1 pseudogene is annotated in these 16,114 nt (G+C 65.3%); it reads right to left on the bottom strand.

Going from position 1 to position 16,114, the window contains the following annotated elements:
• A pseudogene (locus CKW35_RS28945) lies at positions 1-16,052 on the bottom strand (amino acid adenylation domain-containing protein); the annotation flags it as partial.
• Positions 16,053-16,114: the final 62 nt, after the last annotated feature.

Here is a 16,114-nt window from a genome sequence, read left to right as displayed (position 1 = left end):
ATCTGTTGCTCCAGCTCGCTGCGCGGGGCCACGTAGCTGTCCTGCAGCACGCTTGCGTCGGGTTTGGGCAGGGCCTTGCGGTCCAGCTTGCCGTTGGCCGTCACCGGCAGGCGCTCAAGGAACAGCAGGTGGGTCGGGACCATGTAGTCGGCCAGCCCGTGCCTGAGGTGCTCGCGCAGTTCGCTGCGCAGTGCGTTCTGCTGCTGCGGGTCGGCCGGTGCTTCGCCGACCACCAGATACCCCGCCAGCTGCTTGCCACCCGGCCCGTCGATGTCCAGCACTACCGCCTCGCGCACGCTCGGGTGCTCGAGCAGGCGTGTCTCGATCTCGCCCAGTTCGATGCGCAGGCCGCGGATTTTCACCTGGTGGTCGAGACGGCCCTTGTACTCGATCACCCCGTCCGCCCGATAACGCGCCAGGTCACCGGTGCGGTACAGGCGACCGCCGCCCTGGGCCGTGCTGTCGAAAGGGTCCGGGACGAAGCGTTCCGCCGTCAGCGCCGGGCGCCGGTGATAACCGCGGGCCAGGCCGACGCCGCCCAGGTACAGCTCACCGGCAGCTCGTGGGGCGACACTCTGCAAACCGGCGCCGAGGATGTGCGTCTTCAGGTTGTCGATCGGGCGGCCGATCGGCACGCCGCTGTCGCTGCCTGGGCGGCAGGTCCAGTGGGTGACGTCGATGGCCGCTTCGGTCGGGCCGTAGAGGTTGTACAACTGGGCGCCGGGCAACCGTGCCAGGGTCTGTTGCGCCAGCTCTGCGGGCAAGGCTTCGCCGCTGCACATCACGCGCTTGAGGCCGCTGCAGCGCTCGACCTCGGCGCTGCCCATGAACGCCTGCAGCATCGAAGGCACGAAGTGCAGCGTGGTCACCGCGTGCTGCCTGATCACCTCGACCAGGCGCTGCGGATCACGGTGTTCGCCCGGTTGTGCCACCGCCAGGCGAGCGCCGACAAGCAGTGGCCAGAAGAACTCCCAGACCGAGACGTCGAAACTGAACGGGGTCTTCTGCAACACGGTATCGCCGGCGTCCAGGCCATAGGCCTTCTGCATCCAGCACAGGCGGTTGACCAGCGCCCGATGGCTGTTGCCCGCGCCCTTGGGGCGGCCGGTGGAGCCGGAGGTGTAGATCACGTAGGCCAGGTTGTCCGGGCAGGTGTGGTGAACCAGGTTGGCCTCACTGTAGCCCGCCAGCGGCCCAAGCAGCAGCGGCTGCACACCCTCGGGCACCGGCAACTGCGCCAGCAGGTGGGCTTGCGTCAACAGCAGGCCGATGCCGCTGTCCTGCATCATGTAGGCCAGGCGCTCGGCGGGGTATTCCGGGTCCAGCGGCACATAGGCGCCACCGGCCTTGAGAATGCCCAGCAGGCCGATGACCATGTCCACGCTGCGCTCGGCGGCAATGCCCACCAGCACGTCCGGCCCCACGCCCTGCTCGCGCAGCTTGTGCGCCAGCTGGTTGGCGCGCCGGTTCAGCTGGCCATAGCTCAGGGCCTGATCGGCAAATACCAGCGCCGGGGCATCCGGGGTGGCGGTGACCTGGGCTTCGATCAGTTGCTGCAGGCACTGCTCGACCGGGTAATCGGCCTGGGTGCGGTTCCAGTCGTGAAGCACCTGTTGTTGCTGGGTGGCATTCAGCAGTGGCAGCTCGGCGATGCGCTGCTGCGGCTGGGCGACGATGGCGGCCAGCAGGCCCTGCCAGTGCCCGGCGAGCTGGGCGATGGTGGCTTCGTCGAACAGCGCGGTGGCGTAGGTCAGGAACGCGCCGATGCCGTGCTCATGCTCGAGCGTGTTCAAGGCCAGGTCGAACTGGGTGGTATGGATTTCCCAGTCGAGCGCCTCCAGGGTCAGGCCTGGCAGATGCCGTGCTTGGCCACGCCCCTCGCTGGCGTGGTTGTGCATCACCTGGAACAACGGGCTATGACTGAGGCTGCGCTCTGGCTGCAGGGCTTCGACCAGTTGCTCGAACGGCAGGTCCTGATGCGCCTGTGCGCCGAGCCCGGCCTGGTGCACCTGCTCGACCAGCGCATCGAAGGTGGTGGTCAGGTCGAATTCGGCCTTGAGCACCTGGGTGTTGACGAAGAAGCCGATGAGGCCCTCGACTTCGCTGCGATTGCGGTTGGCGATCGGGACGCCGACGCGGATATCGTTCTGCCCGCTGTAGCGGTGCAGCAGGGCCTGGAAGCTTGCCAGCAGCAACGTGAAGAGGGTCACGCCCTGGCGCTTGGCCAACAGCTTCAGCGCATCCGCCAGCGCATCGGCGAGGGTGACGTCGAAGCGCGCGCCTGCCGGGCTCTGCACCGAGCCACGCGGGCGGTCCAGCGGCAATTCGAGCACAGGTTGTTCGTCCCCCAGCCGCGCCGTCCAGTAGCCCAGCTGCTTTTCGCGCTCGCCCGCTTCCATCCATTGCCGTTGCCACAACGCGTAGTCGGCATACTGCACCGGGAGCGCCGGCAGTCGCAGTGCCTGCCCGGATCTGGCAGCTTCGTAGAAACGCACCAGCTCGTCGACCATGATCGGTGTCGACCAGCCATCGGAGACGATGTGGTGCAAGGTCAGGACCAGCACATGGTCATCCGCCGCCAGGCGCAGCAGCTTGACCCGCAGCAACGGGCCTTGCTCCAGGTCGAATGGCTGTTGAACTTCCTGCTCCACCCAAGCCTTGAGTGCCGCAGTGGCATCGGCACCGATGCCCTTGAGCGTTTCGATCACCAGCGCGAAGGGTGCCTCGGGGTGAATCACCTGCACCGGTTGGTCACCGTCGAGGTGAATGGTAGTGCGCAGGGTTTCGTGTCGAGCGATCAGGCCGTCGAAGCTGGCCTGCAACGCCTTGAGGTCGAGATCGCCCTTCAGGCGCAGGGCGACCGGAATGTTGTAAGCGCTGCCCTGGGGGTCCATCTGCCAGAGAAACCACTGCCGCTGCTGGGCGTAGGACAGTGCCAGGACCTCCTCCGGCGCCCTCGCAGGGATCGGCGCGACTCCGTACAAGTTGATTCCCTGACGCTTCAGGAGCATGGCCAGAGCGTGACGCTCTTTGGTGGACAACGATTTGACGGAGTCGAGCAACGCTTGCACTGATGTATCCCCTATGAAATCAGTTCATCAATTTCCTCCGTGGTTAGACGTTTGAGCGCCTCTAGCGATTTAGCCAGTTCTGCCTGAATCGGATCGATTTGCTGATTTTTCTCTTCGAGGCAGCGTGAGAAATCCTCCAGCCGGGGCTGTTCGAACAGTGCCTTCAAGGTGGCGTCGATGCCCGTCGCCTCACGAACGCGTACGATCACCTGGGTGGCAGACAGCGAATGGCCGCCCAGGGCGAAGAAGTTATCCGTCACGCCCACCTGGTCGAGTTTCAGGACCTCGGCCCAGATCGTCGCAATCTGTTGCTCCAGCTCGCTGCGCGGGGCCACGTAGCTGTCCTGCAGCACGCTTGCGTCGGGTTTGGGCAGGGCCTTGCGGTCCAGCTTGCCGTTGGCCGTCACCGGCAGGCGCTCAAGGAACAGCAGGTGGGTCGGGACCATGTAGTCGGCCAGCCCGTGCCTGAGGTGCTCGCGCAGTTCGCTGCGCAGTGCGTTCTGCTGCTGCGGGTCGGCCGGTGCTTCGCCGACCACCAGATACCCCGCCAGCTGCTTGCCACCCGGCCCGTCGATGTCCAGCACCACCGCCTCGCGCACGCTCGGGTGCTCGAGCAGGCGTGTCTCGATCTCGCCCAGTTCGATGCGCAGGCCGCGGATTTTCACCTGGTGGTCGAGACGGCCCTTGTACTCGATCACCCCGTCCGCCCGATAACGCGCCAGGTCACCGGTGCGGTACAGGCGACCGCCGCCTTGGGCCGTGCTGTCGAAAGGGTCCGGGACGAAGCGTTCCGCCGTCAGCGCCGGGCGCCGGTGATAACCGCGGGCCAGGCCGACGCCGCCCAGGTACAGCTCACCGGCAGCTCGTGGGGCGACACTCTGCAAACCGGCGCCGAGGATGTGCGTCTTCAGGTTGTCGATCGGGCGGCCGATCGGCACGCCGCTGTCGCTGCCTGGGCGGCAGGTCCAGTGGGTGACGTCGATGGCCGCTTCGGTCGGGCCGTAGAGGTTGTACAACTGGGCGCCGGGTAACCGTGCCAGGGTCTGTTGCGCCAGCTCTGCGGGCAAGGCTTCGCCGCTGCACACCACGCGCTTGAGGCCGCTGCAGCGCTCGACCTCGGCGCTGCCCATGAACGCCTGCAGCATCGAAGGCACGAAGTGCAGCGTGGTCACCGCGTGCTGCCTGATCACCTCGACCAGGCGCTGCGGATCACGGTGTTCGCCCGGTTGTGCCACCGCCAGGCGTGCGCCGACAAGCAGCGGCCAGAAGAACTCCCAGACCGAGACGTCGAAACTGAACGGGGTCTTCTGCAACACGGTATCGCCGGCGTCCAGGCCATAGGCCTTCTGCATCCAGCACAGGCGGTTGACCAGCGCCCGATGGCTGTTGCCCGCGCCCTTGGGGCGGCCGGTGGAGCCGGAGGTGTAGATCACGTAGGCCAGGTTGTCCGGGCAGGTGTGGTGAACCAGGTCGGCCTCACTGTAGCCCGCCAGCGGCTCAAGCAGCAGCGGCTGCACACCCTCGGGCACCGGCAACTGCGCCAGCAGGTGGGCTTGCGTCAACAGCAGGCCGATGCCGCTGTCCTGCATCATGTAGGCCAGGCGCTCGGCGGGGTATTCCGGGTCCAGCGGCACATAGGCGCCACCGGCCTTGAGAATGCCCAGCAGGCCGATGACCATGTCCACGCTGCGCTCGGCGGCAATGCCCACCAGCACGTCCGGCCCCACGCCCTGCTCGCGCAGCTTGTGCGCCAGCTGGTTGGCGCGCCGGTTCAGCTGGCCATAGCTCAGGGCCTGATCGGCAAATACCAGCGCCGGGGCATCCGGGGTGGCGGTGACCTGGGCTTCGATCAGTTGCTGCAGGCACTGCTCGACCGGGTAATCGGCCTGGGTGCGGTTCCAGTCGTGGAGCACGTGTTGTTGCTGGGTGGCATTCAGCAGTGGCAGCTCGGCGATGCGCTGCTGCGGCTGGGCGACGATGGCGGCCAGCAGGCCCTGCCAGTGCCCGGCGAGCTGGGCGATGGTGGCTTCGTCGAACAGCGCGGTGGCGTAGGTCAGCGTTACCGCGATCCCCGCCGCGTGCTCCACGGTTTCCAGGGTCAGATCAAACTGCGCGGTCCTGCGCTCCCAGTCCAGGGTCTCGACAGTCAGCCCAGGCAGTTGCCGAGCCTGCCCGCGTGCTTCGGTCTGGTGGTTGTACATGACCTGGAACAGCGGGCTATGGCTGAGGCTGCGCTCGGGTTGCAAGGCTTCGACCAGTTGCTAGAACGGCAGGTCCTGATGGGCCTGGGCGCCAGCGACGCGTCGCTGAACCTGCTCGAGCAGGTCAGTGAAGGTCGTGCCCAGGTCGAATTCGGCCTTGAGTACCTGGGTGTTGACGAAAAAGCCGATCAGGCCTTCGGTTTCCATACGATTGCGATTGGCCGTGGGTATGCCGACCCGGATGTCGTTCTGCCCGCTGTAGCGATGCAGCAGGGTCTGGTAGCTGGCCAGCAGGAGCATGAACAATGTCACGCCCTGATCCCGCGCCAGCTGTTTGAGGGCGGCGCACAGTGCATCGTCCAGGGGGATATCCAAGCTTGCCCCTGCCCGGCTCTGCAAGGCCGGCCGGGGATGGTCGGTCGGCAGTTCCAGGACCGGCTGTTCACCCCCCAGCTCGGCCTCCCAGTACGCCAGCTGACGCTCCAGCTCGCCCGCTTCCAGGCATTGGCGCTGCCAGATGGCATAGTCGGCATACTGGATCGGCAGGGCCGGCAACGATGCTGGCTGACCGAGGCGAAGCCCCTCGTAGCTGCGGATCCACTCGTCCAGCAGTATCGGCATCGACCAGCCATCGGAGACGATATGGTGCATGACCAGGATCAGTACGTGATCGGCCTCGTCCACCTGCAGCAGCCTCACCCGCCACAGGGGCGCCTGCCCCAGGTCGAAGGGTTGGCCGGCCTCTGCTTCGATACGCCGTTTCAGGCGCTCGGCGAAATCCCCCGCCTCTGCGAAAGGCTCCCGAACTATTTCCACCCGCACGCGTGGATCAACGACCTGAACAGGCTGGTCAGCGTCCTGGGCAAAAGCAGTACGCAGGCTTTCATGGCGTTGAACCAGGTCTTCAAGGCTGCGCTGCAGCAGGTCGCCATCCAGCGCCCCCTTGAAACGCACGGCCATGCTGATGTTGTAGGCCGCGCTCTGCGGCTCGAACTGCCAGAGAAACCACTGTCGCCGCTGGGCGTACGACAGGCCGATGGGGCCCCATTCGTCGCGTATCTGCGGGATCGGCAGCCGAGCGAAGCTCATGCCTTTGGACTGCATCTTTTCAAAAAATTGCTTGCGCTGCTCCAATGGCAGATGCAGGAACCGTTTAACCAGCTCGATGTTCTGGGCCGTCATTTCAAACACTCTCCAGTTCTGCCAGGAAATCACTCAACTCATCGACGTCTGCTGCACTGGCAGGCGCCAGGCCAGCCATCGTCGCCACGTAGTCCGCCAGTCGTCCGGCAGCGAACAGGGCCGAAAGCGGTACCTCCAGCCCCAGCAGCAACTGCACGCGCTGGGTGGCCTGCACAGCCAGCAGCGAATGCCCGCCCAGCTCGAAGAAGTTGTCGTTGAGGCCGACCCTTTCAAGCTTCAGTACATCGGCCCAGATCGCCGCAACGTCCTGCTCCAGCGGGGTTTGCGGTGCGACGAACAGCTGCTGCAGCTGCGTGACATCAGGGCTGGGCAAGGCCCGCCGATCGAGCTTGCCGTTTGCCGTAAGGGGCAGCGACTCCAAAAACACCTGGTGGGCGGGCACCATGTGCTCGGGCAACGTCGCTTTAAGGTGCTCGCGCAGGCTGTCGCGCAACGCTGCCGTGGGTGCCTGGGCAGGGATCAGATAGGCAACCAGTTGCGTACCGCTTGGGCCATCCAGGGCGAGCACCACCGCTTCGCGGACTTGCGAATGCTCCTGCAGCCTGGCCTCGATCTCGCCCAGCTCGATACGGAAACCTCGGACCTTCACCTGATGATCGATGCGCCCCGCATACTCGATCGCACCCTGCATGCGATAGCGTGCCAGATCGCTGGTGCGGTAGAGCCGACCACCGCCCTGCTCGCTGCCATCGAATGGGTCGGGTACGAAGCGCTCCGCGGTGAGCGACGCACGCCGGTGATAGCCACGGGCGAGACCGGCCTGGCCAACGTGCAGTTCGCCATGACAACCGGGCGCGGCGATGTTGAAGTCAGCATCGAGCAGGTACAGCGACTGATCCGGAATCACCTCACCGATGGGGCTGACGCCATCGCGCTGCAGATCCTCGCGACACACTGGCCGATAGGTGACGTGCACGGTGGTTTCTGTAATGCCGTACATGTTGATCAAGGTCGGCTGGCTGTCGCCGAAGTGGTTGAACCACGGTGCCAGGCTCCCGACGTCCAGTGCTTCGCCGCCAAACACGATATAGCGCAGGGCAAGCTCGGCCTGACCCTGTGGCTGTGCGCAGGCGTGCGAGATCAGTTGCTTGAACGCCGAGGGTGTCTGGTTGAGTACCGTGACCTGCTCACGCACCAACAAGGCATGGAAGTCGGCGGGCGATCGGGCCACGTCCTTGGCCACGATCACTGCCTTGGCCCCATGCACCAGCGCACCGAACAGTTCCCAGACAGAAAAATCGAACGCATAGGAATGGAACACGCTCCAGACATCCTGGCTGTCGAAGCAGAACCAGTGCCGGGTTGCCTGGAACAGGCGCACGACGTTGTGATGGGGCAACAAGGTGCCTTTAGGCTTGCCGGTAGACCCCGAGGTGTAGATCACGTAAGCCAGGTTTGCCGGTTGCGTGAAGTTGACCGGGTTAGCTTCGCTGTAGCCCGGGAATGGCTCCAGGAGCAGCGGCTCGACACCCTCAGGCAGCGGTAAGCGGGCGAGCAGATGTGACTGGGTCAGCAACAGGTTGATACCGCTATCGCTCATCATGTAGGCCAGGCGATCCTCTGGATACTCAGGGTCCAGCGGCACATAGGCGCCTCCCGCCTTGAGGATGCCCAGAAGGCCGATGACCATTTCCAGACCACGATCCACAGCGATCCCTACCATTACATCCGGCCCCACGCCCTGCTCGCGCAGCTTGTGCGCCAGCTGATTGGCGCGCCGATTGAGCTGTCTGTAGCTGAGTGTCCCCTCACCCGACACCACCGCGATGGCCTCCGGCGTCCGCGCGGCCTGGGCTTCGATCAGCTGGTGCAGGCATTGATCGGGGCGATGATTGGCAGGCGCCCGATTCCAGTCGTGGATGATTGCCTGGCGCTCCTGTGCGTCGAACAAAGGCAGTTGAGCGATCACCTGTTGCGGGTCCTCGACCAGCGCCTGCAACAACGTACCGAAGTGGCGGGCGATCTGCGCGATGCTTTCCTGGGTGAAACACTGCCGGTCATAGCTGTAGTGCACCGACAGCTGCGCACCTGCGCTAATCGCCAGGGTCAGCGGCACGCTCGACTGCTCATGGCCGTGCACGTTGCCGAACGCGAGCCCGGCGGGTGCACTCTGCTGCAGCGCATCGCCGACCGGGTAGTTCTCAAACACCAGCAGGGTATCGAACAGCCCTTCACCACCCGATCCGGCCCAGCGTTGAATCTCGTACAAGGGGCTGTGCTCGTACTCGCGCAGCGCCAGGTTCTGCGCCTGCAGTTGCTGCACCCACTGCGCCACACGCTGCTGCGGGCGCGGGCTGGCGGCCACCGGCAAAGTGTTGATGAACAGCCCCAGCTGTTGCTCCACACCACGCAGCTCTGCCGGGCGACCGGACACCGTCGCGCCGAAGCTCACGCACGATTGCCCGGTGTAACGCTGCAGAAGCAGTAGCCATGCCGCCTGCACCAGGGTATTGACGGTCACTCGCTGCTGCCGGGCAAAGGCACCCAGCGCCTGCGTCTGCCGTTCGCTCAAGCGCTGCTGGTGTTCGCCGTAGCCTGCGCCCAGCCCGGCTTTGTCCTGACGCATGGCCAGCGCCAGGCGCGTAGGCTCACTCAGCTCATGCAGCTGCTGCTGCCAGAAGGCTTGGGCCTGCACGGGGTCCTGGCGGTGCAGCCATTGGATGTAGTCGCGATAGCGGCCCGTCAGCCCGCCGTTCGGCAGCCCGGCGTAGGCCTGGAGCACCTCACCGAGCAACTGCGCATTGCTCCAGCCATCCATCAGAATGTGATGGCTGGTGAAGACCAGATGGCAGGATGCTTCGCTGATGCGGATCACCGCCAGACGCAGCAGGGGGTCATGCTGCAGGTCGAAGCCCTTGCGCAGGTCTGCATCGGCCCAACGGTCCAGGGCCGCGCCCTGCTCGGCGACGCCCACCCAGTCCAGGTACGTGAACGGCAGCTCGAGCTGCTTGCGGATCACCTGCAGAGGGTGCTCGAAGCAGGTCACGAAGTTGGCCCGTAGCACTTCATGGCGGTCGACGGCGGCCTGCCATGCGAGCCTGAAGCGTGGCACATCGAGCCCTTTGACGTCGACGCGCATCTGGTTGATGTAATGGCCGCCGCCTTGCTCGAACAGGCTGTGGAACAGCATGCCCTGCTGCATGGGTGCCAGGGGATAGAGGTCTTCGATTTGCGCCGCCGGGATCGGCAGGCTGTCCAGCTGGGCCTGGGTAAGCCCGGCCAGCGGAACGTCCGAAGGGGTCAGACCCGCCTGGGCATCCTCCAGGCAATGGGCGACGATCGCCTCGAGCTCGGCGGCAAACTGGTCGGCCAGGTGTTGCACCGTACCGACGTCGAACATGTCGCGGCTGTAGGTCCACTCAAGGCTCAGCTCACCGGCATAGACCTGACCATTGATCGACAACCAGTTGTCCAGCGGCGCCTCGTGGCTCTGGCTGGCCCCGGCGCTTTCGTCGGCTGGCACCAGGAATGCCGGGGCCTCGGCGCCGGAGGCCGGCGTGAAGCTGCCGTCGAACTGCCCCAGGTAGTTGAAGGTGATGCGTGGGGGCGGCAACTGCGCAAGCGCCGCTCGAGCCTGGTCATCACCCAGGTAGCGCAAGGCACCGTAGCCGATGCCTTTGTCCGGGATCGCCCGCAGCTGCTCCTTGATCCGCTTGATCGATGCACCCAGTGTCTGCTCCGGGCTCAGCCGTACCGGGAACACGCTGGTGAACCAACCCACGGTCCGCGTGAGGTCCAGGGTATCGAACAAGTCTTCACGACCATGCCCCTCCAACTGCACGAGCACGTCGCTGCGCTGGGTCCAGCGTGCGATGACGCGGGCCAGCGCGGTCAGCAGCAAGTCGTTGACCTGCGTCCGGTAGGCAGCAGGCGCCTGTTGCAGCAGTTGCCGGGTACTGACCGCGCCGAGACGGGTGCGGGCGGTGCCGACATGCATGCCATGCAACGAGCCACCCGGGTTGTCGCAAGGCAGTTCGGCATCAGTCTGGTCGAGTTGCGCCTGCCAGTAAGGCAGCTGCGCCTGCAGCGATTCGCTACGTGCGTAGGTCTGCAGGTGGCCGGCCCACGCTTGGGTCGAGCTGGTCTTGGCGGGCAGGTCGAGTGGCTGGCCGGCGTGCAACTGGCTGTAGGCGGTTTGCAGGTCTTCGAGCAGCACACGCCAGGAGACCCCGTCCACCACCAGGTGATGAATTGCCAGCAACAAGCGCTGGCTGCCATCTTCGAGGGTTGCCAGCAATGCCCGCAGCAAAGGGCCACGCTGCAGGTCGAGGCTGCCTTGGACTTCATCGCACAACGCTTCGAGGGCTTGGGCATCGGCCACCGTAGCCTGCCAGAGCAGACCTTGCTGTGGGTCGGGCGAGCCGTAATGTGCCGCCCACTCGCCCGTTGCACAATCGAAGCGCAGGCGCAGCGCATCATGGTGGATCACCAGGGCCTGAAGGGCCCGTTCCAGCACCTGGCTGTCGAGCGCCTGGCCTGCCTTGAGCAACAGCGCCTGGTTCCAGTGGTGGCGCTGGGCAATGTCCTGCTCGAAGAACGATTGCTGGATCGGCAGCAGCAGCGTCTGGCCAGTTGCAGCCGTCTGTTCGATCATCAACCCACCTTCGTCCCCTTGCCGGGCGACTGAGGCCAGCCCTTGAACGGTCTGGTGCTGGAACAGCTCTTTGGGGGTGAAGCGAATGCCCGCCTGACGGGCGCGGCTGACCACCTGGATCGAAATGATGGAATCACCACCCAGTTCGAAGAAGTTGTCCGACAGCCCCACCTTGTCGACTTTCAGCACATCCGCCCAGATCCCGGCAATGGTCTGTTCCAGCGCGTTTCGAGGTGCGACGTACACCTGCTGCAGCTGGCTGACGTCAGGCTTGGGCAGGCCCTTGCGGTCCAGCTTGCCATTGGGCGTGAGCGGCAACGTGTCGAGAAATACCAGGTGGGTGGGCACCATGTAGTCCGGCAAGGTCCCCTTGAGGTGATCGCGCAGCGCGCTGCGCAGCAGGCTTTGCCCCTGCAGGTCGTGAAGTTGCACATCCGCGCAGACCAGATACGCGGCCAACTGCTTGCCCCCTGGGCCCTGGATGTCGATGACCACGCTTTCGCGCACTGCCGGGTGATCCTGCAACCGCGCCTCGATCTCGCCAAGCTCGATGCGAAAACCACGGATCTTCACCTGATGGTCGATACGGCCCAGATAGTCGACCAAACCGTCGGCCCGGGTGCGGGTCAGGTCACCGCTGCGGTACACGCGCTCGCCGTTCGCAGCGAACGGGTCGGGGACGAAGCGTTCGGCGGTCAGCCCTGGGCGGTCGAGATAGCCACGCGCCAGGCACAGCCCGCCAAGGAACAACTCGCCACTGTGGCCCAACGGCACCAGGTTGAGGCTGGCGTCGAGGACATAACTGCGGCGGCGCCCGACCAGTCGGCCGATAGGGGCATAGGCCGCACCGCAGGCATCGCCTGGCGACGCGTTCCAGAGCAGCGGTGTGACCACGGTTTCGGTCGGCCCGTAGCCGTTGAAGATGTATTGCGGGCGCAGGGCCTGCCAGGCCAGCTCATAACCGGCTTGCGGTACGGCATCACCGCCAAAGCAGTAGATTCGCACCGGTGGCGGGTTGCCCACGCGCAGAGCATGCTCGGCCAGCTGTTGCAGATACACCGGCGGGAACACCGCAATGGTCACGCCATGCCGGTGCATTTCGGCGTAGGCCTGCTCGGGCAGCCACAGGCTGTCATCGCGCACCAGCACACTGGCGCCGTTGATCAGCAGGTGCATCCAGGCCTCATGGGCACCGTCGAAGGCGAATGACATGAAGTGCAGCTCGCAATCCTGCGGGCCGGTTTCATAGCGCTCACCGTTGGCCAGGATGTGCGAGGCCAAAGGCCCATGCGCCACTGCAACGCCCTTGGGCATGCCGGTCGAGCCGGAGGTGTAGATCACATAGGCAAGGTTGTGCCTGGACAGCGCCACCTCGGGTGGCGTGTCCGGGCCTTGCTGCCAGGCAGCCGGCAGGTCCACCGCCAACGTTGGCAAACCCTCGGGGATCGGCAGCGTGCCCAGCACATCGCTCTGGGTCAGCACCAAGGCGGCGGCGCAGTCCTGCATCATGTAGCGCAGGCGGTCCTGGGGATAGGCGATGTCCAGCGGTACATACACGCCACCTGCCTTGAGTACCGCCATGAACGCCACCATGATGTCGGTAGAACGGCGCATGGCGATGACGACCCTGACCTCGGGGCCGACACCTTGCTCGATCAGGCGGTGCGCCAGGCGATTGGCCTGTGCATCGAGCTGGCGGTAGCTCAGGCGTTGATCGTCGAAGCGGATGGCGACGGCGTCCGGCGTGCGGGCGACCTGGTCGGCGAACAGTTGATGGACGAAACGGTCGTCCGGATAGTCGTCGCCGGTCTGGTCCCATGCCGCCAACAGCTGCTCGCGCTCCTCGCTGCCCAGCATCGCCAGCTCGGCGACGCGCTGCTGGGGTTGACGCACGATGTCGGCCAGCAGGTTGCACCAGTGCTGCGCCAGCGCCTCGATGCGCGCACGGTCGAACAGCGACGTGGCGTAGACCAGCGAGGCGCCCAGTCCGTCGGCGTGCTCGAAGGTGTCAAGGGTCAGGTCGAACTGTGCGGTATAGCGCTCCCAGGCCAGGCCTTCAACTTCCAGCCCAGGCAAGCTGCGCGCTTGCCCCTGGGGTTCGGTCTGGTGATTGTAGAGCGCCTGGAACAGCGGGCTGTGGCTCAGGCTGCGTTCGGGGTGCAGCGCCTCGACCAACTGCTCGAACGGCAAATCCTGATGAGCCTGGGCCGCCAGGGCGGTCTGGCGCGTCTGTTCGAGCAGCTGGCTGAAGGTGGTGTGCAGGTCGAAGTCGGCCTTGAGCACCTGGGTATTGACGAAGAAGCCGATCAGGCGCTCGGTTTCCAGGCGATTGCGGTTAGCGATCGGTACCCCCACGCGAATATCGTCCTGGCCCGAATAGCGGTGCAACAGGGTCTGGAAACTGGCCAACAGCAGCATGAACAGGCTGACGCCCTGCTGCTGGGCCAATGCCTTGAGCGCGTGCACGAGGTCGCGATCCAGGTCGATGGCGACGCTGGCGCCGGCAAAGTCCTGGGTCGCCGGGCGTGGGCGATCGCCAGGCAGTTCAAGCACCGGTTGCCGGTCTCCCAGCTGGCCTTTCCAGTAGGCCAGCTGGCGCTCCCGCTCACCCGCCTCCATCCACTGCCGCTGCCATACGGCGTAGTCGGCGTACTGGATGGGCAGCTCAGGCAGCTCGACTGTTTGCCCACTGCACAGCCCTTGGTACAACTGCACCAGCTCATCGACCATCACCGGCATCGACCAGCCGTCAGAGACGATATGGTGCAAGGTCAGTACGAGGACATGGTCATCCTCCGCCACGCGCAACAGTTTTACCCGCAGCAACGGCCCGTGCTCCAGGTCGAAGGGGCATTGCGTTTCTGCCTCGACCAGGCGCTTGAGCAGCGCCGCCTGCTCATCCCCCTGGCACAGTTCGACCTCTTCGCTTGGCAGGTGGAACGGCTGCGGCGGATGGATCACTTGCAGGGCATGGTCACCCGCCTGGCGGAAGGTCGTACGCAGGGTCTCGTGTCGCGCGATCAACGCTTCAAAGCTCAGGCGCAGTGCTTCTACATCCAGATCGCCACGCAGGCGCAGAACCGTGGCCATGTTGTAGGCGGTGCTTTCGGGTGCCATCTGCCAGAAGAACCACTGCCGCTGCTGGGCGTAGGACAAGGCTAACGGCTGCGCGCGGTCGACCGGCTGCAACGCCGGGGCCGGCGCGTCCGTCCCTTGCCCGGTCAGCGCCACGAAATCAGCCAGCACCGGGGCTTCGAACAGCGTGCGCAGGGGGATTTCCAGGCCCAGTACCTGGCGGATACGCGAGGTGACCTGGGTGGCCAGCAACGAATGCCCGCCCAGTTCGAAGAAATGATCGGTCAGACCGATGCGCTCAACCTTGAGCACCTGCGCCCAGATAGCCGCGATCTGTCTTTCGCGTTCGCTGCGCGCGGGCACGTAGGCAGGCTGGTCGCGGCCCAGGTCGGGCTTTGGCAGCGCCTTGCGGTCAAGCTTGCCGTTAGGCGTCAGCGGCAACTCGCTGAGGAACATCAGGTGCGCCGGCACCATGTAGTCCGGCAATGCGGCCTTGAGGTGGCTTGCCAGGTTTTCGCGCAACGCATCCTGCTGCTCGAGACCGCCCTCTATCACCAGGTAGGCGACCAGTTGCTTGCCGGTGGGCCCGTCGATGTCGATCACCTGCGCTTCGCGCACCATGGCGTGCTCTTGCAGCCGCGCTTCGATCTCGCCCATTTCGATGCGCAGGCCGCGAATCTTGACTTGATGGTCGATGCGCCCCACATAGTCGAGAACACCATCGACGCGGTAGCTCGCCAGATCGCCGGTACGGTACAGGCGCCCGCCGCCGACCGGGTCGAACGGGTCGGGAATGAACCGCTCGGCGGTCAACCCCGGGCGGTTGAAATAGCCGCGGGCTAGGCAGCCCCGGCCACCGATCAGCAATTCGTTCACCCAACCGACCGGGGCCAAGGCCAGGCCATCGTCACAGACGTACGTCACCCTCCCCCCCACCGCTCGGCCGATGGGCACAATGGCCTTGCCACCGGCACCGGGCTGCAAGCCTGCGCAGTCCTGCACCGTGGTTACCACGGTCGCTTCGGTAGGCCCATAGGTATTGAGCAGACGAGCCTGCTGCAGGCCACTGGCGCACCAGTCGCCCAGGCTTTCCATCGGCATGGCTTCACCGCCCACGTGCACCTGGCGCAGCGACGCGCAGGCGCCGGCGGGCAGCTTTTGCGCAGCCAGCATGCGCCAGTAGGCGGTTGTCAGGTCCGCCACGGTGATGCCGTGGGTAACGATGGCCTGCTGGAGGGTTTCAATGTCCCACAACTGCGGTCCGCGCATGACAACCCGCGCACCGCAACACAGGGCCGGGTACAGCTGCTCGACGAAGCCATCGAAGTTGACCGTGGCGAACTGCAGCACCCGATCACTGGCGTCGAGCCGCGAATAATCGGCCGCCACGCTGCAGAACACCGACAGTTCCCGATGAGCGACGGCCACACCTTTGGGCTTGCCGGTGGACCCGGAGGTGTAGATCACATAGGCAAGGTTGTCGGCGACGGTGAGGTTCACCGGGTTGGCTGCGCTGTACTGGGCCAGCCATTGCTCATCCGCCTGCATCTGCAGGCAGGTCACTGCCGGGGGAATCGGTAGCGTCGGTGTCAGGTGAGGCTGGGTCAGGAGCAAGTGAATGCCGCTGTCCTGCATCATGAAACGCAAGCGTTCCTGCGGGTATTGCGGGTCGAGCGGCACATAGGCAGCACCGGCCTTGAGGATGCCCAGCAGGCCCACCACCATGTCCAGGCTGCGTTCCACGGCGATGCCGACCCGCACATCCGGCCCCACGCCCAGTTCGCGCAACTTGTGGGCCAGCTGGTTGGCGCGGCGGTTGAGTGCCTGGTAAGTCAGCGCCTGATCATCAAGGACCAGCGCTGTGGCCTGCGGCGCGCGCTGGGCCTGCGCCTCGAACAGCTGGTGCACGCCAAGGTCTTCGGCGAAACGCAAGGGGGCCGGGTCGACGGCCTGGGCCGCCAGCTTGTGCT

It is taken from the genome of Pseudomonas sp. Irchel 3F3, assembly GCF_900187545.1.
Taxonomy (GTDB): domain Bacteria; phylum Pseudomonadota; class Gammaproteobacteria; order Pseudomonadales; family Pseudomonadaceae; genus Aquipseudomonas; species Aquipseudomonas fortuita.
The sequence above is the reverse complement of the archived record's forward strand: the minus strand, read 5'-3'. Positions and strand labels throughout refer to the sequence as shown.